This window comes from Muribaculum sp. NM65_B17, assembly GCF_004793735.1.
Lineage (GTDB): Bacteria > Bacteroidota > Bacteroidia > Bacteroidales > Muribaculaceae > Muribaculum > Muribaculum gordoncarteri.
The window spans coordinates 294,687-314,515 of record NZ_SRYY01000001.1 but is presented as its reverse complement, the minus strand read 5'-3'; the positions used below and the strand labels follow the sequence as shown (position 1 = coordinate 314,515).

At 50.1% G+C, this 19,829-nt stretch carries 15 protein-coding genes; 9 read left to right on the top strand and 6 right to left on the bottom strand.

Annotation, left to right across the window (positions count from 1 at the left end):
- Window positions 1-23 precede the first annotated feature (23 nt).
- From feoB to E5354_RS01375, 3 genes are all read right to left on the bottom strand, one after another.
- Window positions 24-2,435, bottom strand: coding sequence for a ferrous iron transport protein B (gene feoB, locus E5354_RS01385; RefSeq protein ID WP_135946158.1), 2,412 nt, complete (start codon window positions 2,433-2,435; stop codon window positions 24-26).
- A gap of 111 nt (window positions 2,436-2,546) precedes the next feature.
- Window positions 2,547-3,314, bottom strand: a complete 768-nt coding sequence (locus tag E5354_RS01380) for a TIGR03915 family putative DNA repair protein (protein ID WP_135946157.1) — start codon at window positions 3,312-3,314, stop codon at window positions 2,547-2,549.
- A gap of 4 nt (window positions 3,315-3,318) precedes the next feature.
- Window positions 3,319-4,584, bottom strand: coding sequence for a putative DNA modification/repair radical SAM protein (locus E5354_RS01375; protein ID WP_135946156.1), 1,266 nt, complete (start codon window positions 4,582-4,584; stop codon window positions 3,319-3,321).
- A gap of 91 nt (window positions 4,585-4,675) precedes the next feature.
- Between E5354_RS01375 and E5354_RS01370 the strand changes: the two genes are divergently transcribed.
- From E5354_RS01370 to radC, 4 genes are read left to right on the top strand one after another with little or no spacing between them, the layout of a single operon-like run.
- A complete protein-coding gene (locus E5354_RS01370; protein ID WP_135946155.1) occupies window positions 4,676-6,985 on the top strand; it encodes an ATP-dependent helicase in 2,310 nt (769 codons plus the stop codon).
- Window positions 6,982-8,133 carry a carboxynorspermidine decarboxylase gene (gene nspC, locus E5354_RS01365; RefSeq protein WP_135946154.1) on the top strand — a complete coding sequence of 384 codons (1,152 nt, stop codon included), beginning with the start codon at window positions 6,982-6,984 and terminating at the stop codon, window positions 8,131-8,133. Before E5354_RS01370 ends, nspC begins: the two co-directional genes overlap by 4 nt.
- 11 nt (window positions 8,134-8,144) lie before the next feature.
- Window positions 8,145-9,143 (top strand): glycosyltransferase, encoded by a 999-nt coding sequence (locus E5354_RS01360; protein WP_135946153.1) that lies wholly within the window; start codon window positions 8,145-8,147, stop codon window positions 9,141-9,143.
- A gap of 24 nt (window positions 9,144-9,167) precedes the next feature.
- On the top strand, window positions 9,168-9,887 hold the full coding sequence (gene radC / locus E5354_RS01355) for a RadC family protein (protein WP_135946152.1): 720 nt from the start codon (window positions 9,168-9,170) through the stop codon (window positions 9,885-9,887).
- Window positions 9,888-9,923: 36 nt separating this feature from the next.
- On the opposite strand, the gene E5354_RS01350 is transcribed toward radC, so the two are convergent.
- The 3 genes from E5354_RS01350 to E5354_RS01340 form a co-directional block, all read right to left on the bottom strand.
- Window positions 9,924-10,703, bottom strand: a complete 780-nt coding sequence (locus tag E5354_RS01350) for a porin family protein (protein ID WP_135946151.1) — start codon at window positions 10,701-10,703, stop codon at window positions 9,924-9,926.
- Window positions 10,704-10,725: 22 nt separating this feature from the next.
- Window positions 10,726-11,853, bottom strand: a complete 1,128-nt coding sequence (locus E5354_RS01345) for a PCMD domain-containing protein (protein ID WP_135946150.1) — start codon at window positions 11,851-11,853, stop codon at window positions 10,726-10,728.
- A gap of 87 nt (window positions 11,854-11,940) precedes the next feature.
- Entirely contained in the window at window positions 11,941-12,852 is a 912-nt protein-coding gene (locus E5354_RS01340; protein ID WP_135946149.1) for an alpha/beta hydrolase, read from the bottom strand.
- 179 nt (window positions 12,853-13,031) lie between these two features.
- Here E5354_RS01340 and E5354_RS01335 point away from each other — a divergent pair, with 179 nt between their 5' ends.
- The 5 genes from E5354_RS01335 to thiL all read left to right on the top strand — a co-directional run bounded on the left by E5354_RS01335 (window position 13,032) and on the right by thiL (window position 19,751).
- On the top strand, window positions 13,032-14,630 hold the full coding sequence (locus tag E5354_RS01335; protein ID WP_135946148.1) for a DUF4925 domain-containing protein: 1,599 nt from the start codon (window positions 13,032-13,034) through the stop codon (window positions 14,628-14,630).
- A 315-nt stretch (window positions 14,631-14,945) separates the two neighbouring features.
- Window positions 14,946-16,697 carry a signal peptide peptidase SppA gene (gene sppA, locus E5354_RS01330; protein WP_135946147.1) on the top strand — a complete coding sequence of 584 codons (1,752 nt, stop codon included), beginning with the start codon at window positions 14,946-14,948 and terminating at the stop codon, window positions 16,695-16,697.
- Between the two features lie 20 nt (window positions 16,698-16,717).
- Complete coding sequence (lpxK, locus tag E5354_RS01325) at window positions 16,718-17,818, top strand: tetraacyldisaccharide 4'-kinase (RefSeq protein WP_123396542.1); 1,101 nt, start codon at window positions 16,718-16,720, stop codon at window positions 17,816-17,818.
- Between the two features lie 77 nt (window positions 17,819-17,895).
- Window positions 17,896-18,714, top strand: a complete 819-nt coding sequence (locus E5354_RS01320) for a purine-nucleoside phosphorylase (protein WP_123396541.1) — start codon at window positions 17,896-17,898, stop codon at window positions 18,712-18,714.
- Entirely contained in the window at window positions 18,711-19,751 is a 1,041-nt protein-coding gene (thiL, locus tag E5354_RS01315) for a thiamine-phosphate kinase (RefSeq protein WP_123396540.1), read from the top strand. The genes E5354_RS01320 and thiL overlap by 4 nt, the downstream gene beginning before the upstream one ends.
- Window positions 19,752-19,829: the final 78 nt, after the last annotated feature.

The window sequence follows — 19,829 nt, the reverse complement described above, 5'->3', positions numbered from 1 at the left end:
TTGTCCAATTTCACAAATTCGCATCAAATGACCAGAATTGTCACATTGTAGACCAAAAATGCCACAAGCCATGCCACAACAGTGTTATAAACGACCGAGAAGGCTCCGTAAACCCATGAGCCGGTTTCACGCACTATTGCTACAACGGTAGCCATGCAGGGGAAATACAACAGAACAAACACCATCAGGCTTAATGCCGAAGCTGGAGTGAAGTCGGGCTTTCCGGTTATGGGATTGGGAGCCGTAAGTCGTGCCGAAAGCGATGTATCGTCTATCTCCTCGTCACCAGTATAAAGCACTCCGAGAGTGGAAACCACAATCTCCTTTGCCGGAGCGCCGGCGATTGCCGCCACCGAGGTGCGCCAATGGAATCCGATAGGCTCCATAACCGGATTAACAGCCTTTCCTAACATTTCAAGATAGGAATCATGCTTTATGTCGATTTTTGAATCGTCACCGTCCATGGCAGCTACAGCTTCGGGAGTGCTCGATTCCTCGTTTCTAAGCGGGAAGTAGTTCAACGCCCACACTACGATACTTGCCACCAATATTATGCCTCCCATCTTCTTGAGATACTGCTCGCCCTTGCCCCACATGTGACGCAACGACGACTTAAACGTAGGCAGTCGGTAAGGAGGAAGTTCCATCACAAATGGAGTTTCATCGGTCTTGAACCAGAACCTGCGCAACAACCTGGCAGTGATCACGGCCACGATTATTCCGAGAAGGTAAAGTCCCAGGAACACGAAACTGGCATAGCGGCTGAAGAATGTGCCTACGAGCAGCACGTACACCGGAAGTCGTGCCGAACACGACATGAAGGGGTTTATCAGTATCGTTATTATGCGGCTGCTCTTGCTCTCTATTGCGCGAGCCGACATTATCGCCGGAACGTTACATCCGAATCCCATGACAAGCGGTATGAACGATTTGCCGTGAAGTCCTATCTTATGCATCAGCTTGTCCATTATAAATGCGGCACGTGCCATGTAACCCGAATCCTCCATAAACGAGATGAAGAAGTATAGAATCAATATATTGGGCAGGAACACTATCACGCCCCCTACTCCTCCTATTATACCGTCGGCAATAAGGTCCTTAAGCGGCCCCTCGGGCATCAACCTGTTGACCATGCCGGCAATCCAGTCGACAAGACTCTCTATCCACCCCATGGGATAGGAACCGATTTCAAATGTACACCAGAATATGAAGAGCATTATTGCCAGGAATATCGGGAAGCCAAACAGCTTGTTGGTGACAAACGCATCAATCAGCTGGGTTGTCTTGGCCTCGTGCTTGGTGCTGTCGGTAAACGTTTCGGCGAGAGCGCCGGCAATGAATCCATACTTCTCGCTTGCAATAATCGATGTAATGTCCTCACCGGTTATATTCTCTATTCTTGCAAGTTCCTGGTCACGCAACATGAATATAGCCTTGTGGTCGGGCGAGTTTTTCACTATATCCTCAACCTCACGGTCCTTTTCAAGAAGCTTTATTGCAAGGTAACGCGGCGAGAAGTGCACACCCACCGCCGGGTCTTTTTTCAAGGCATCCTTTATCACCGTGACGCCCTTCTCAACCTCTTTGCCAAGATTCACATGAACGTGACGCACCGCCTTGTCGTGACCTTCATATACACGTATCACCGTGTCAAACAGCTCGTCGATGCCGCTTCCGGTGCGTGACACCGTAGGGACTATGGGCACTCCTATCATCTCTCCGAGCAGGCGGTAGTCGACCTCGGCTCCTGAAGCCTTAAGCTCGTCATACATGTTCAAGGCTATGACCATCGACCGGTCCATGTCGATTAGTTCGGTTGTCAGATAGAGGTTGCGTTCAAGATTGGAGGCTACGACAACGTTTATTATCACATCGGGCATCTCGTCACGCAAGTATCGCCGCACATAGAGCTCTTCGGGCGAATATGACGACAAGGAGTAGGTGCCGGGCAGGTCCACAATATTGAAGCGATATCCGCCGTGCTCAAAGTAACCGTTCTTTGCATCAACGGTCACTCCGCTGTAATTGCCCACATGCTCCTTGGCTCCCGAGGCGATATTGAACATCGAGGTCTTTCCGCAGTTGGGATTTCCGATGAGCGCAACATTTATGGTCTTTACTCTTCCGGTATAATCACGATGCACGGGATGGAAGTCGTCACACTCGGTAATGGTGTTTATGTGCGCAGTATCTGTGAGTTTGTCATCCTCCGTTATCGGAATTACTTCCACAAGGTCGGCCTCGCTGCGGCGAAGCGACAACTCGTAGCCCATCAGACTGTATTTTATCGGATCCTTCAAGGGTGCATTAAGAACCACCTTTATAATCTTGCCCTTGACAAAACCCATCTCTATCACTCTTTTACGAAATGCGCCATGACCGAGAATCTTGACAATTACTCCCGATTCTCCGGTCTTTAAGTCAGAAAGCCTCATAATGCAATAGACAGTATCATTTATTTTAGAGTGCAAATATCTGAATTTCCACTCAAACTGAGAAACGATACGTTAAGTTTTATTTATACTGGATATAAATAATAACATTCGTTAACCATTCTTCTCCGTCATGTATTTCCAAAATCTCACAGGCATGTCCTGACGCTGCTTGCGTGGATTGCTTCTCTCCTTTATCGCAATCGCCTTGAAATAGGTGCGCCAAAGTTTCTGAAACAACATTTCGTCACTGTCCATCATCTCCTCCGACAACTTTCCGGTAACAATGTGCTGCAATGTATCGGGCATTGTGACACGTGTCACGTTGTTGCCGTCGTAATAGAAACCGAATCCGCGCCTCTTGTCATACAACAGGAAACTCATTGTCGAAAATCGGTCGACAAAGTGACTGACTGCCATAGGCATTACATTGTATATCGGCTCCATAAGCCCGAAATAGGTACCGTCGGCCGCCTTTTGTAGCCGCATGAACTGAAGCACCCTGTGAGCCTCGCCATTTACCCGACGATACATCTTAAGCACTTCGATAACATCTTGGTCGCTGAAATCGGTTTCGATGCCGGCAGGCGAATTAATAGTTTTGCATAGAAAACGAAAAAGCGTGATGTCATACTCCTTTACCTCGCAAAGGAAACTCGTAGTGACGGCCGACACCGCCCCCTTAGACAGTTTCTTCGTAACGGCATTCCACACCCTCGACGACTTCGCATCGTCGGTCACTACATCGTGAACCTCGTCAGAGAACATGGGCAATACTTCGCCGATTCTCACCAGCTCATCGGGGAAACTGCGTCGGAAATAAGCATCGAAAATGGCTGTCAGCAGCCCCTCAAATGTTCCGTCATAAACAAAAGTCACCATATCGTTATCCGAAGTCAAGAGTGAGTTGAAGGGAATTGTCGCCAACTTTTTTGACAGGGGCCGTCAACTGTCGGCGAACATATTCGGGCGACACATCGGCCACACAGCACGCCTCAAGCTCGCCGCAGGTTATGAAGTAACGCGCACGCTTCATCACCACCCCGATTTTGCGCAAATGATCGGAAGTGAGCCTGCGGAAACGACGGGCATTAACTATCAGCGTAGCCGACTTAACTCCCACCCCCGGGATTCGGAGTATCATTTCATAGTCGGCACGGTTCACGTCGACCGGGAAAAATTCGGGATGGCGCAAAGCCCATGACAATTTGGGATCTATTTCAAGTTCAAGGTCGGGATGCGAGTCATCGGCTATCTCATCGGCACTGAACTTATAGAATCGCATTAGCCAGTCGGCCTGATAAAGCCGGTTCTCCCTTACGAGGGGCGGCTGTTTCGTGACAGGCAGGCGTGAATCGTAGGTGTTGACCGGAATGTATCCCGAATAATATACCCTGCGCATGGTGGGAGTGGCATACAAGGCCGACGACAATTTAAGTATGTCACGGTCATGCTCGGGCGATGCGCCTACAATCATCTGTGTACTCTGTCCCGCCGGGACAAATCGCGGAGCGTTACGGAACTTCCTGCGATCCTCCGTATTCTCAAGTACGCCTTGTCGTATATATCCCATCGGTTCATACACGCTCTTGAAGTCCTTTTCGGGAGCGAGGTACTTGAGCGACCCCTCATTGGGTATTTCGATGTTTATGCTCATTCGGTCGGCATACAGTCCCGCCTGATTGACAAGTTCGCGCGATGCTCCGGGAATGCTCTTCAAGTGAATATAACCGTTGAAGCGATGCACGGTGCGCAGCTCCTGAGCCACCCTTGCAAGCCGCTCCATCGTATAGTCGGGATTGCGCACGACACCCGAGCTGAGAAACAGACCTTCGATATAGTTTCGGCGATAAAACTCCATCGTCACCTCAACGACCTCGCTCACCGACATTGTAGCCCGCTTTATGTCGTTGCTGCGACGATTTATGCAGTAGGCGCAGTCATACATACAGTAGTTCGTAAGCATAACCTTAAGCAGGGCTATGCAACGCCCATCGTCGGCAAAACTATGACAAATGCCAATTCCGCCGACTGTGTTTCCTATGCCGTCGCCCTTTACTCCGCGACGAACAGTGCCGCTTGATGAACACGACACATCGTACTTGGCCGATTCCGCCAATATTCTCAATTTTTCCAGTGTTCCCTCTGTCATAGTTGTAGATTTATATTAGTGCAAAGGTAACGCATTTCAACATATAATACAATGTCTAATGTCAGGAATAATTCGTACTTTTGCATACGTAATGGAAGACTATATACAACAACTGAATGTGCAACAGCAGGATGCAGTGCTCTACACCGGAGGACCCCAGCTTGTCATAGCCGGAGCCGGTTCGGGAAAGACTCGTGTACTAACCTACAAGATAGTGCATCTGCTATGTCACGGCTATGAGCCGTGGCGAATACTCGCGCTTACATTCACCAACAAAGCAGCTCGCGAGATGCGCGAGCGAATCGAAGGAATAGTGGGTCAGGCAACGGCTTCAAAGCTGTGGATGGGTACGTTCCACTCCATATTCCTGCGCATATTGCGCATACACGCCGACCGCATTGGTTTCAAGCCCAACTTCACGATATATGACACCGCCGACTCAAAGTCGCTCATCAAAACCATAATAAAGGACATGGGGCTTGACGACAAAATATACAAGCCCTCGACCGTGGCATCGGCAATATCCACAGCAAAGAACGCGCTCATATCACCACGGCAATATGCCGAAGCGCGTGACATAATGGAGGCCGACCGCCGCGCAAAGCGTCCGCGATTGTGTGAAATATATCAGGCCTACTTCAACCGATGCTTCGTGGCCGGAGCAATGGACTTTGACGATCTGCTCTACTACACCAATCTGCTGTTGCGTGACAACCCCGAAATACGCCGCCACTATCAGGAGTATTTCCGTTACATACTCGTCGACGAGTATCAGGACACCAACTTCGCACAGCATCTCATCGTGTCGCAACTTTGCGGTGACGCACACAATCTGTGTGTCGTGGGCGATGACGCTCAGAGCATCTACTCATTCCGAGGAGCCAACATACGCAACATCCTCAATCTGAAAAAGTCATATCCCGACCTGCGCATATTCAAGCTTGAGCAGAACTACCGTTCGACCCAAAACATAATAAATGCGGCAAACTCGCTGATTGCCAAGAATAAGGAGCAGATTCCAAAGAATGTGTTCTCACGTAACGACATCGGTGCGCGCATCGAAGTGGTGCAAAGCTACAGCGACTACGAAGAAGCATTCCTCGTGGCCAACCGCATTTCGCAATTGAAGATGCGCAATCACGACAGCTACGATGAATATGCCGTGCTATATCGCACCAACGCGCAATCGCGCATACTTGAGGAGTCGCTGCGAAAGCGTAACATACCCTATCGCATCTACGGCGGATTATCGTTCTACCAGCGCAAGGAGGTGAAGGATGCCATAGCCTACTTCCGACTGTCGATCAACCCCGATGATGACGAAGCGTTGAAACGCGTAATCAACTATCCCGCGCGTGGAATAGGTGAAACTACGGTTAACCGACTGATGCGCTGCGCCATGGACAACCGAGTGAGCGCATGGGCGATTCTCAACAATATCGACAAATATGATACGGGGCTTCGTCAGGCGGCTATAAACAAGCTGCTGTCATTCCGTGACATGATTGCCGAGTTCATCGAAATGAACCGGCGGGGCGACGATGCCGAGAGCGTGGCACGGGCCATCATAACGCGCACTCAATTGCTGAGCTCGCTTATAAGCGACCGAACACCCGAAAGCATATCCAAGCAAGAGAACCTTCAGGAGCTTCTTGCCGGCGTAAAGGAGTTCATTGCCAACAAGACCGAGGAGGGTTCCGAAAGCCTGTCACTCGTCGACTTCCTGAGCGAGGTGTCGCTGGCAACCGACCAGGATTCCGACGAGGTGTCGGAGGAACGCATAACATTGATGACCGTACACGCGGCAAAAGGTCTTGAGTTCAGCAATGTGTTCATTGTAGGAGTCGAGGAAGAACTGTTTCCGTCGGCAATGAGCTGCGACACACTGTCGGCCATCGAGGAGGAGCGCCGACTGCTCTATGTGGCGATAACGCGAGCCAAGTCACACTGCATGATAAGCTATGCCTCGTCACGCTTCCGCAACGGACAGACCAAGACATGCTCGCCGTCACGCTTCCTGAAGGACATCGATCCGCGTTACCTCGCATTGTCGGCTGGCAATGACTTCGCCCGTCCCGACAGCTTCATAAATCCCATCAACAACTATCGCGAGTCGATGCGCCCAAGAGTCGAGCGCGCGACACGCAGCACCACCTCGCCATTCTCGGCCCACGGCAATGTCACGCCGACACCTTCGTCCTCGTCGGCCGGAGATGAAGACCTGCACTCGGCTTCGGAACTGAGCGAAGGTATGCGCATCGAGCACAGCCGCTTCGGTAAAGGTGACATAACCGAAATCGACCGCAGCGCGGCCGATGTGCGCATAACCGTAGAGTTTGACACAGTAGGAGTCAAGAAGCTCCTGCTGAAATTTGCACGATTTAAAATCATAAGCCAATGAAGATAGAAGAGATCCCCACCCCGTTTTATATCGTCTACGAGGAGAAGCTTCGCCGCAACCTCGAGCTTATAAGCCGAGTAAAGCAGGAAGCCGGAGTAAACATAATAATGGCATTCAAGGCCAATGCGCTGTGGAAGACATTTCCTATAATAAAGGAGTATGTAACCGACTCCACCGCAAGTTCGCTCAATGAGATGCATCTCGGCAATGAGGAACTTGGCGGAAACGTACACTCCTATTGTCCGGCCTACACTCCTGAAACAATCAACGAATACCTGAACGGAAGTTCCCACATCACGTTCAATTCAGTGAATCAGTTCAATAGGTTCAAAGCCGATCTCGACAAGCATAACGCGACTCCCGGCAACAAACATGTGTCACCCGGATTAAGGGTCAACCCGCTATGCTCGGTAATCGAAACCGACATATACAATCCCGCCCTTCCCGGTTCGAGATTCGGCGTAACCGCCGAACAGCTCGGCAACACTCTTCCCGAGGGCATCGAAGGGCTGCATTTCCACTCATTGTGCGAATCAAGTTCCTACGACCTGCAACGTGTGCTCGAAGCCTTTGAGCAGCAGTTCGGGAAATTCCTGCCGCAGGTTAAATGGGTCAACATGGGAGGCGGACACCTGATGACCCGCGAAAGTTACGATGTGCAGCATCTGATAGGGCTGTTGCATGACTTCAAGTCACGCTATCCTTGGCTGAACATAATAATGGAGCCCGGAAGCGCATTCACATGGCGCACGGGCGACCTGATAACCTCGGTTGTTGATGTAGTCGATAACCAAGGCGTAAAGACTGCCATAATCGATGCATCATTTGCATGTCACATGCCCGATTGCCTTGAAATGCCCTATAAGCCGGCAATAGCCGAAAGCGTTGAAACCGACCCGTCGCTCCCCACCTACCGGCTTGGAGGCAATTCATGTCTGAGCGGCGACTATGTAGGCGACTGGTCGTTTGAAAAACCGTTGGCGACCGGCGACCGACTGACACTGGAGGACATGAACCACTATACCACTGTAAAGACAACAATGTTCAACGGCATCCAGCACCCGTCGATCGTGTTGTGTGACAAAGAAGGCGATTGCCGTTATCTGCGCCGCTTTGACTACTCCGACTATAAATCACGCATGAGCTAACACCATAAGTTATGCCCGAATATTCAGTCATAATACCGGTATATAACCGAATCGATGAAGTGGACGACCTGCTTCAAAGCCTGTCATGTCAAACCGACAAGGACTTTGAAACCGTGATTGTCGAGGACGGCTCAACCGATCCATGTGACGCAACGGTTGAAAAATACAAAGACAAGGTCGATGTAAAGTATTTCTACAAGGAAAACGAAGGCCGCTCGATAGCACGCAACTACGGAATGGAGCGCGCTTCGGGACGATATTTCATCTTCTTCGACTCCGACTGCGTAATACCTCCCTTCTACTTCGAGAGGTTACGCAAGGCTCTTGCCGAGAAGCCCTACGACTGCTTCGGCGGGCCTGATGCCGCACATGAATCGTTCTCCGACACCCAAAAGGCCATAAACTACTCCATGACATCGTTTCTGACCACAGGAGGCATACGCGGCGGCAAGGTGCAGCTTGAAAAGTTCACGCCCCGCACATTCAACATGGGATTCTCACGCCATGTCTATGAAAAGGTGGGCGGGTTCCGCGAAATGTTCTCGGAGGACATCGACATGAGCACCCGCATACGTAACGCCGGCTTCAACATAGGACTTATACGCGACACATTCGTCTACCATAAACGCCGTGTCGACTTCAAGAAGTTCTTCCGGCAGGTTCACGTATTCGGAATGTCACGCATCACCCTTCACCTGCTCTATCCCGGTTCGCTGAAACTCGTGCACTGGCTGCCTGCCATGGCCGTGCTCGGCACCGCGGCACTGGTTCTGCTTGCGATATTCGTGAGTCAGTGGTTCCTGCTGCCGCTTGCGGTGTACCTGCTTGCGATATGGATCATGGCCCTCGCCTCGACACGCAGCATCAAGATAGCGACACTCGCCGTGCCGGCCAGCATAATACAGCTCGGCGGCTACGGAACGGGGTTCCTTAAAGCCTACTTCAACAAAATCATCCTCGGCAAGGGACGCAACATCGAAGAAGAGGTGATGATGCGCAAAGGCAAGTAATCGTAAATTACAAAATACCATAACATGCAACCCGACTCTCCTCAGGCACGTGACTACGTGCTTATACAAGACCTCGCAGCCGACGACCGCCCGCGTGAAAAGGCGATGCGCAACGGCATCAAGACATTGAGCAAGGCCGAACTGATAGCAATAATATTCGGCAACGGCATCAAAGGCAAATCGGTACTCACCATGAGTCAGGAGCTGCTCGCTCGCAACGGCGGCAGCCTCAGCACGCTTGCCCGCAAGTCGATAAAGGAGCTCGTAAAGGAAAATCCCGGCATAGGCCCGGCAAAGGCTATTGCGCTCGCCGCTGCCATAGAGCTCGGAATGAGATGCCGTGACGAATCTCCTACCGAACGCCCGCGCATCACGGGCAGCAAAAGTGTGTACTCACTCATCCGCAGCAAGCTTGAGTTACTCAATCACGAAGAATTCTGGGTGATTGTGCTCACCCGCAGCAATCACGTGCTCGACATGTTCCGCCTGAGCCAGGGAGGAACGGCCGGAACCGTGGTCGACTCAAAACTTCTGTTTAAAAGAGTCGTCGAATGCGGCGATGTAGCAGCTTCAATAGTACTTGTACACAACCATCCGTCGGGAACATTAAAGCCGAGCGTCGAGGACGACCGGCTCACCGCCAAGATAAAGGAGGGAGGCAAACTGCTCGACCTGCAGGTGCTCGACCATATAATCGTAACACACGAATCCTATTACTCATATAATGACGAAGGGCGATTGTAACATCGCCCTTCACCAATTATTTACACACATTCTGCATCAGAATGCATATCCGAATCCCACATTAAGATATATGGGGTAGAGATCAAATGTTACGGTATTGAACGACTTTTTGAAAATGTCGTTGAATCCCCAGCTCAGATTGCCTTGAACCGAAAGGTGCTTAAACGCACGCCATGAAATGCCGCCCTGCAATCCCCACTGGAATGTGCGCAGCTCGTCGGAAAAATCGTAGGGAGCCTGCGACTCTCCCTCAAAGGTGACCTTATTGCCCGTGGGATCGCCTTCGCGCAGGTAGCCGTCGTAGACATAGCCCGAAAATTCTCCGTTCATGCCTATGCCGATATATGGGCCGAAATTCACCCTTACACGCTGACTGATCTTATACACAGCCGAGATGGGCAGGGTGACGAAGTTACCGTGATATTTTGTCTGCACCTTACCGGTCCAGTTACCCTTCACACGGCTTCCGTCCTGAATTATCTCCATTCCGTAGTTCTTAACGGTGGCCTTAGTCTTCATACCCTTGGATTCAAAACGCAATCCCACCATAACGCCCCATCGCTTGTCGTTGCTAAGCCATTTAGTGGCCGAAGCACCTATGTGCAGGTTAAGATTGGGGTCGTAGGAATCAATCTTGCGTATCTCACCGGGAAGAGGAATTGGAGCCGTACCACCGATGTTTATTCCGGCATTTATTTCATATTCCAGATTGTGCAGCATCGACCAGCGAAGGCCCGAAGTCATGTCGTCCTGGGCCTTTACAGTCACAGTTGCCAACAACGCCAATATAATTATAATGTATCGGTTACTTTTCATAATTCATTCAATTTTATCACGTTTATTGACAACCAAGTTCAACCTCGTCAATCAACAGAGTACTTTCAGGCGCACCTTCAAAGAGGTCACCGTCGATACTTGATGCAAACACTATGGTGATGCTGTAGCGTCCATCGGCCAGCTTGTCGGCGTCGATCTCCTTTCCGGGCCGCAGAACAAACGGCAGATTGAACTCAGTCCACTCCGTCTTCTTCACGCGGTCGGCATCGGCTATCTCGGCGACTGCTATGATGTTGGGGTTATCCTCCGAAAGCACATTCTCGCCGTCAAGATAGAGCATGTCGGCAGTAGGCTCAAAGAACACCGCATAGATGTTGAACTTGTCGACCTTGCCTTCAACAGGACGCATCTTGTCGGGGGCATCCTTGTCGAGCACATAGAACACGGGGCCGGGAGTGTACTTGTAGTATCCTTTAAGATACACAGGTATGCGATTGAACGGTGTGCCGAATTTAGTGGCCTTGAGCGCATTGGTCAAAGCACTGTTGAAATCAAATGTACCGAGGAAAAGATTACCCGCCGCAATAGGCTTGTTCATCATGCTTCCAAAACCTCCGGTGCGACGCGTAGTAAGCGCAAGTGCCTTGCCCGACTTGCCATTGTCGACCTGATAGGTGGGGAATTCATCGGGCTTGCGGTCAGAACCCGTCATAGCGAATCCGGGGTTACCGCTCGCCCACACGAGAGTTTCCTTTCCGGCCGGGTCAAGCTCATAGAAGATGTCGTAGTTGCTTCGATTTACCGTTCCTATCTTGACATGCTCGAAGTCGTAACGGTAATTATTGAAATCGGCATAAGTCACGGTTACGGTGTAGAGTTTGCTCCACTCCCCGTCCTGCGATGTTACTACATATTTTTGCGGCGATGAAAAGTCACGCACCGTTCCGCTCGGTGGCTGAATGGTGGCGCCGGGAGTCAGCTTGAACTCGGGAGCAAGTTCAGTGACATTGGTTCCGAACTTAACGACAAGCATCACCTTGTCGTTTTCTATTATGGGAGCTCGATTAAGCACATCACCCGAAAGAGTCACCGATTCTATATCGGCTTCGGCATTGAGCGGCTCTTCCCTTATGCACGACATGGCAATAATTCCAAGAGCTACACACAGTGCCCATTTGCACTTTTTCATTCTTTCTTTAATTAATAAATCCTTAAAAAATACGGCTACAAAGTTAACTCATTTTCGTCAATGTGCAATATATTGAATCACGCCTTGTTACTTTCCGGTGACTTTGCGAGCCTGCTCAACAAAGAAATCAGTCATTTTCTTAAACGTTCCCTCATTGAATGTCACAGGGCCGTGCTGCCCTTCAGGAACAGTGATGAATTCCACAAGATTGCCGTTTTTCTTCAATGCGTCGGCAAAATATTCGCTCTGGCAGTAAGGCACTACGGGGTCGGCATCGCCATGAATCACAATGAATTTCGGGTCGTTGGCGTCGATGTAGGTCATTGGGTTCAGCAACTTGATCATATCAAGGTTATCGGCAGGTGCGCCGCCAATCAACATCGCTTCGGGAGAATCGGCACCCTTGGTTGTGTTACAGTTTTCCATGCGTGACATGTCGATCGGGCCAAACCAGTCAACCACGGCATTTACATCGCTGCTCGCCGATGTGTAATCACCGAGATTGCCCTCGATATCGACTGTGACATCGCCTGAGGTCATTGTCTTCACGCCATTGGTGGTTCCGGCAAGCGATGAGAGGTGTCCTCCCGATGAAAATCCGGTTATTCCGATAAATGAAGGATCGATCTTATATTTGTCTGCATTGGCCCTGACATAACGCACGGCAGCCTTTACATCCTGAATCTGAGCAGGATACTTGGCCTCGACACTTGCACGATGGTTTATCGAAACGACAGCAAATCCGGCATCGAGCAATTGCTTTCCCATGGAGTCAAAAGCCATTTTCTTGGCATTGTTGGCAAACCATGCACTACCGTATATCAACACCACTGCAGGATAAGAATCCTTCTTTACCGACGGAAGATATATGTCAAGTTTGTGGCCTTCGATGTTGTCGCCTACGTAATCAATGTCAAGCCATTGTGATTCGACCGGCTGCTGAGCCTGAATTGTCATTGCTCCGACGAGCAACAACAATGTTGCGAGTTGTTTTTTCATTGCAAACTATTTTTAATGAATGATAATATTTCCACAAAGATAGAAATAAATATCAATTTTTATTATTTTTCGTAATAATTTGCCAAATTTTTACACTATCTTTGCGACAATTTGTATAAACTCAAACTGCAATCTCCCGGTAATGGAGATGTAAATAACCAATAATACAGGAAAAAGTTATGAAGAAACAATTTTTTTATTTAATTGCCGTGCTATGCTCCACTTGCATTTTTACCGCTTGTAGTGACGACGACGATCCATACGTTCCTCCCACAAAGGTTGAAATGTACACCACAAGCAACGGACTTAAGTACACATACGGAGGCACGGATCGCACCGATGTAACAGTATTGTACACTCCCGATGCAACTGACCCTCAAAAGGCTACTCTCACCTTGTCGACAATAGGAAGCAAAAGAAGCGAAAACATACCAAGCGCTCCATTGTTGTCACCCGGCAACATAGTACCCGGCACCAATGAACTCATTATACCCGTGACATTGATACAGAACGCCAACGAAGCCCTATTCAGCGGAAACGGTGAAACTCCGTTCTGTACTTACCGTTACAACGGATCCGTAAGCGACGCCGGACTGACAATAGCCATCGACCAGGTGACCATGAAGGGCGCCCCTATCATCGAGCCTAAAACCTACACCGATGCATCAGGACTACAGCTCATGTACAACGACGCTCCCATGCTCGGCAAAGCCATCACATTTACACCCAATCTTGAAAATCTCGAAGAGGCAACACTCACAATGCAGGGCGCACCGCTCGACATAAGCGCCATCATAGAGGGTCTGGTACCTGCAGCCGACGCTTCGACCGAAGTAGGACTTCCCACAACAGGTGTATTCCCCGGCAATGTCACCTTCACCCTTCCGATAAAGATATCGGTCGACAACTCCTTCAGCGGAAAGTCGGAAACCGAGCACTGCACATTCAGCTATTCAGGCAAGATAACCGAAAGCACCCTCAAGCTCGCCATAAGCGATGTCAAGCTAAAGAACGCTGCTCTTGCAGGATTGACGCTGAACGTTCCCTATGCCAACGAAGACTTTACTCTCGATCCGTTGCACTTCGTTTGGGAATCTGATACGGAAGTAGAACTTTTCCCCGGCTACGGCATACCTATAAGCTCAATTGTAGGTATAGCATTGAGAGTGCCGACAATCCCCACCGACCAAGTCGATGAAGAAGGCAATCCCGTATCGGTAAGCGTTACCGACATGCTGCCCACTGCCCTTAAGAGCATTACATTCGGCATCGACGGCAACATAACGGCCGTATATGTCGATATCGAAAACGGAGCTACCGAGCCTACGACATCACCGTTGAACATTGCACAGTACATCGTAAACGACGACAACTCGATACAGGTGTTCCTCAACCCGGCTGCAATCATATACCACTCGATGGCCAATGCTCCCGAAAACCGCTCACGCGCAGTCGACATGGGCGAAATGATTGCTCAGCTCATGGGTATAGCCATGCCTCTGCTTACCGACGGTGTACCCGTTCAGGTGTCGCAGAATGCCGAAGACAACTCGATGGACATCTATCTCGGAACCGAATTCCTCGTTCCCATATTAAAGTGTGCATCACCACTGTTTGAAGATGAGGATTTTATCAATATGCTTCTTGAAGAAATGGCCAAGGATCCCACATTCGGTTCTATGGCACCTATGATGGGAGGAGCATTGCGCACCATGCCGCAAATCATCGACAACACAACCAAGATTGAACTGGGAATACATTTCCTGAAAGCTGAATAACATTTCATCAATCATTGACCCCACAAGCGGCTGTGCCATTTTTTTGACACAGCCGCTTTCACATGTATGTCTATCCTATATTTATACGAAAATGACTTAACCATACTACCGAAAAGGCTGACGACCTCGGCTGTTGTGTCGGAATTGTCGGCATTTTTCAAGCAACACAACGGTCGAAATCAAGAACGAAATACATGCAATTTTCGCAAATAATAACTTTATACAATAAATATTTGCACTACTGCATTTAATCAATTATCTTTGTAGGGTATAGTGCCGTAGAAGACGCTGTGTATGACAAATTTCTAAACTAAGATGAAACAATTCTTTATTTATGTACTTGCAACCATAGCAGGTATTTGGATTACGATCCTGATTTCTATTTTAGGATCATTCTTAATGTTGATAATGATGATAGCAGCCGGTTCGGGCTCTTCAAGTCCGGAGATATCGAAGCACTCGATACTCCACATAAATCTTGACGGCTCAATCGAAGAACGTGCGCAGGGCAAATCACTCATCGACGAGCTGCAAGGGATACAAAACAACTCTATACCACTTAACGACCTGATAAAATCAATCAGACATGCTACCACCGACTCAAAAATCGACGGCATATATCTCGAATGTAACGGCGGAAGCGCCGGCACAGCTACTTTGGCCTATGTAGCCGAAGAGCTTGCCAAGTTCAAGGAATCGGGAAAATGGATTGTTGCCTACGGCGACGCCTACTCTCAGGGCAACTACTATCTTGCATCGGTTGCCGACTCTTTATGGCTTAACCCCATAGGTAACATCGACATCCACGGACTTGGAGGAAGCACGCCCTACTTCAAGGGATTGCTCGACAAACTCGGAGTAGAAGCCCAAGTGATAAAAGTAGGCACCTATAAAAGCGCTGTCGAGCCTTACATCATGACTGGCCCCAGCGAAGCCAATATCCAGCAGATAAAAGCCTACATCAATCCCATCTGGGATTACATAAGAGAGGGAATCGCAACCGGCCGCAATGTTGACTCGGAAACCGTAAACCAATGGGCCGACAGCATAATAGCCACCCAGAATCCCTCCACATTCGCTTCACGCAACGTAGTTTCATCGCTGCTATATCGCCATGAAGCCGAGGATTGGATGAAGACGGCTACCGAAACCGATTCCGATGAAAGTCTGAATCTGGTGTCACCCACAAGCTATGCGGCATCTATAAAGGATAAGAAATCGGACAACAAGATTGCCGTGCTGTATGCCGTAGGCGACATTGTCGACACCGGCAACTCGGGCATAGTAGGAGCCAAGATGGCCCCGATGATTCTCGACCTGGCTGAAGACGACGACATCGACGCACTTGTACTCCGCGTAAACTCAGGAGGCGGAAGCGCATTTGCCTCAGAACAGATATGGGAAGCTCTCGAGCAGTTCAAGGCCAAAGGTAAACCCTTCTACGTGTCGATGGGCGATGTAGCCGCATCGGGCGGATATTACATCTCATGCGGAGCCGACAAAATCTACTGCCAGCCTGTAACACTTACAGGATCCATAGGCATCTTCGGCATAATTCCGTGTGTAAAGGGATTGCTTACCGATAAACTCGGAGTCAACATATCGACTATATCGACCAACCCCAACGCCAACCTCAGTCTTGCCGAACCCATGACCGAAATACAGCGCGCCGCAATGCAGCGTCAAATCGACCGCGGATATGAAACATTCGTAGGCCGCTGCGCCGAGGGTCGCAACCTCAGCGTCGATTCAATAAAGGCAATCGCCGAAGGTCGCGTGTGGGACGGCATGGCCGCAAAGCGCATAGGACTCGTAGATGAACTCGGCACCCTCAACGACTGCATCGAAGCCCTCGCCCTCGAACAGGGTTACGACAAATACCAGATTGTAGAGTATCCCGACCCCAAGGGTGAATGGTGGGAAGAAATACTCATGGCATCAGGCAATGTCAAGGAATCGATTCTCAACGAAGAGCTTGGCGAGGCTCGCCAACTCTACGATGCCATAAAGAAGGCGACACAGCTTGAACGCATCCAGTGCCGCATGGAACCTATTGTAATCGAATAACATAATGAGATAACTGCCCGATGGGTCGCAACAAGCTCATAGAAAAAGCAATGCTACTCCCCATGTCGAAGTTATACGGCATGGGGGTTGCAGTGCGCAACCGCATGTTTGAGTGGCACCTGTTGAAGCAGCACAAATTCGACATCCCGGTAGTGGTTGTCGGAAATCTCTCGGTGGGAGGAACCGGAAAGACGCCCCACACCGAATATGTAATCAACGCTCTCCGCGGAGTCTACCGCATCGGGGTGCTAAGCCGAGGATACAAACGCAACACACGCGGATTCATCATGGCCAACAAGCACTCCACCCCGTCGGATATCGGCGACGAACCCTACCAGATGTATCAGAAATATGGCCGTCACGTGCGCGTTGCCGTGTGTGAGGACCGCTGCAAGGGAATCGAGGAGATGATGCGCATCGACCCCACTATCGACCTCATCCTGCTTGACGACGCATTCCAGCATCGTTATGTCAGGCCGTCGTTGTCGATTGTGCTCATGGAATGGAACCGCCCGATATACAACGACGACCTTCTGCCGCTCGGCCGTCTGCGCGAACCGCAGAGTGCACTTAACCGAGCCGATGTGATAGTGGTGACAAAATGCCCCTCGGAGATACGGCCGATGGACATACGCCTCATCTATGAGCATCTCAACCTTTTTGCCTACCAGAAACTCTATTTTTCACATTACGTTTACGGAAATCCCGTAAGCCTGTATCCCGACGAAACTACCTACGTGCTCAACCTGTCATGGCTCACGAAGGACGATTCGGTGCTCGTCATCGCAGGCATAGCCAATCCCAAACCGTTTGTCCGCTACATAAAGCGCCATCAGGCATCAGTGACGGTGAAGCAATTTGCTGACCACCACAACTTCACCCGCAAGAACTTTGAAGAGATAAAGAAGTTGCATGAAAAAATGCCGGGTCGCAACAAATACATAATCACGACTGAAAAGGATGCCGTGCGCATAGCCAACAATCCCTACTTCCCCCATGAGCTGAAGGCATGCACATTCTACATCCCCATAAAAGTGGAATTCCTGCCCTACGCCATGCCGTCGGGTACTCCGTCATTTGACAAAGAAATACGCTCCATAATAAAATCACCGCGCGAATAGAACGTTAAGCGCAACATTTCAATGGAGCCCGATGTTATATACATGACTCTTTTTAAATCCAAATAAAGACCAAAATCATGTTAGAAAAAATTAACCAGACCGCCGACTACATCCGCTCAAAAGTAACCGATTTGCCTAAAACCGCAATAATTCTCGGCACCGGACTTGGAGCTCTTGTCGACCACATCGAGGACAAGCAATATATCCCCTACACTGAAATCCCCAACTTCCCCGTATCGACCGTCGAAGGCCATTCAGGCAATCTGATATTCGGCCGCCTCGGCAACAAACGCATCATGGCCATGCAGGGACGCTTCCATTTCTATGAAGGCTACGACATGAAGCAAGTCACATTCCCAGTGCGCGTGATGAAGGCTCTCGGCGTAAAGACTCTCTTTGTAAGCAATGCTGCCGGAGGCATGAATCCCGAATTCATGATAGGCGACATCATGATAATAACCGACCACATCAACCTATTCCCCGAGCATCCGTTGCGCGGAAAGAACTACAACGAACTCGGCACACGTTTCCCCGACATGAGCGAAGCCTATTCAAAGCGACTGATAAAGCACGCCATGGAGATTGCCGAGGAGAAGGGCATCCGCGTCATGCACGGTGTATATGTGGGCACGCAAGGTCCTACATTTGAAACTCCGGCCGAATACAAGTATTTCCACATCATCGGCGGCGATGCAGTGGGAATGTCGACTGTGCCCGAGGTAATCGTAGCCCGTCACGGAGGCATGGAAGTTTTCGGCGTATCGGTAATTACCGATCTCGGTGTCGAAGGCATCGTCGAGGAAGTTTCGCACGAGGAAGTACAGAAGGCTGCCGCCAAAGCCCAGCCCAAGATGATGGAAATCATGACTGAACTTGTCAACCGATTTGAAGAATGATGGAAGACAAGATGACTGAAATAGCCTCTTTGGGCGAATTTGGATTAATCGACCGACTGACCGACGGCATCGAGCTTGCCAATCAATCGTCGTTAAAAGGCGTGGGCGACGATGCCGCTGTGCTGGAATATCACGACACCGAAGTACTCGTCACTACCGACCTCCTGCTTGAAGGCGTCCACTTCGACCTCACCTACGTGCCGTTGAAGCACCTCGGCTACAAAAGCGCTGTGGTCAACTTCAGCGATGTCTACGCCATGAACGGTACACCACGGCAGATAACGGTTTCGCTCGGAATATCCAAGCGGTTCACCGTTGAGCACATCGAAGCATTGTACTCGGGCATCCGTCATGCCTGCGAGATATACGGAGTCGACCTCGTGGGCGGCGATACCACATCGTCGCGTCAGGGCCTTGTAATTTCGGTGACCTGCATAGGCGATGCCCCCAAGGACAAAATTGTCTATCGCGACGGCGCAAAGGACACCGACCTTATATGCGTGAGTGGCGACCTCGGCGCGGCTTACATGGGATTGCAGCTCCTCGAACGAGAAAAAATCGCCTCGGTGGGTCAAAAGGACTTCATACCGAAATTTGAAGGCAAGGAGTACCTCATCGAGCGTCAGCTTAAGCCCGAGGCACGCAAGGACATCATAGCCGAGCTTGACCGGGCAGGAATAAAGCCGACAGCGATGATGGACATATCCGACGGACTTTCAAGCGAGCTGCTACACATCTGCAAGCAGAGCCACACAGGATGCCGCATCTATGAGGACCGCATCCCCATCGACTATCAGACGGCTGTCATGGCCGAAGAGCTCGGCATGAATCTCGTTACAGCGGCTCTCAACGGCGGCGAGGACTACGAACTTCTGTTCACCGTGCCTCTTCACGACCACGAAAAGGTGTCAAAGCTCCCCGGCGTGAAAGTGATAGGCCACATAACAAACGAGTCGCTCGGATGCGCGATGATAACACGCGACAACACCGAAATCGAGCTGAAAGCCCAGGGATGGAATCCGCTGGCTCAGGAATGACCGTAAAAAAGATACTTGACATAGCGTCGGCAGAGTTGATTGCCGACGCTATTTTTCATCATTTTATCAGCCGTTTTC

Coding starts and splice junctions, on each gene's coding strand:
- feoB (WP_135946158.1), bottom strand. CDS start 2,435: ATGAGGCTTTCTGACTTAAAGACCGGAGAATCGGGAGTAATTGTCAAG.
- E5354_RS01380 (WP_135946157.1), bottom strand. CDS start 3,314: ATGGTGACTTTTGTTTATGACGGAACATTTGAGGGGCTGCTGACAGCC.
- E5354_RS01375 (WP_135946156.1), bottom strand. CDS start 4,584: ATGACAGAGGGAACACTGGAAAAATTGAGAATATTGGCGGAATCGGCC.
- E5354_RS01370 (WP_135946155.1), top strand. CDS start 4,676: ATGGAAGACTATATACAACAACTGAATGTGCAACAGCAGGATGCAGTG.
- nspC (WP_135946154.1), top strand. CDS start 6,982: ATGAAGATAGAAGAGATCCCCACCCCGTTTTATATCGTCTACGAGGAG.
- E5354_RS01360 (WP_135946153.1), top strand. CDS start 8,145: ATGCCCGAATATTCAGTCATAATACCGGTATATAACCGAATCGATGAA.
- radC (WP_135946152.1), top strand. CDS start 9,168: ATGCAACCCGACTCTCCTCAGGCACGTGACTACGTGCTTATACAAGAC.
- E5354_RS01350 (WP_135946151.1), bottom strand. CDS start 10,703: ATGAAAAGTAACCGATACATTATAATTATATTGGCGTTGTTGGCAACT.
- E5354_RS01345 (WP_135946150.1), bottom strand. CDS start 11,853: ATGAAAAAGTGCAAATGGGCACTGTGTGTAGCTCTTGGAATTATTGCC.
- E5354_RS01340 (WP_135946149.1), bottom strand. CDS start 12,852: ATGAAAAAACAACTCGCAACATTGTTGTTGCTCGTCGGAGCAATGACA.
- E5354_RS01335 (WP_135946148.1), top strand. CDS start 13,032: ATGAAGAAACAATTTTTTTATTTAATTGCCGTGCTATGCTCCACTTGC.
- sppA (WP_135946147.1), top strand. CDS start 14,946: ATGAAACAATTCTTTATTTATGTACTTGCAACCATAGCAGGTATTTGG.
- lpxK (WP_123396542.1), top strand. CDS start 16,718: ATGGGTCGCAACAAGCTCATAGAAAAAGCAATGCTACTCCCCATGTCG.
- E5354_RS01320 (WP_123396541.1), top strand. CDS start 17,896: ATGTTAGAAAAAATTAACCAGACCGCCGACTACATCCGCTCAAAAGTA.
- thiL (WP_123396540.1), top strand. CDS start 18,711: ATGATGGAAGACAAGATGACTGAAATAGCCTCTTTGGGCGAATTTGGA.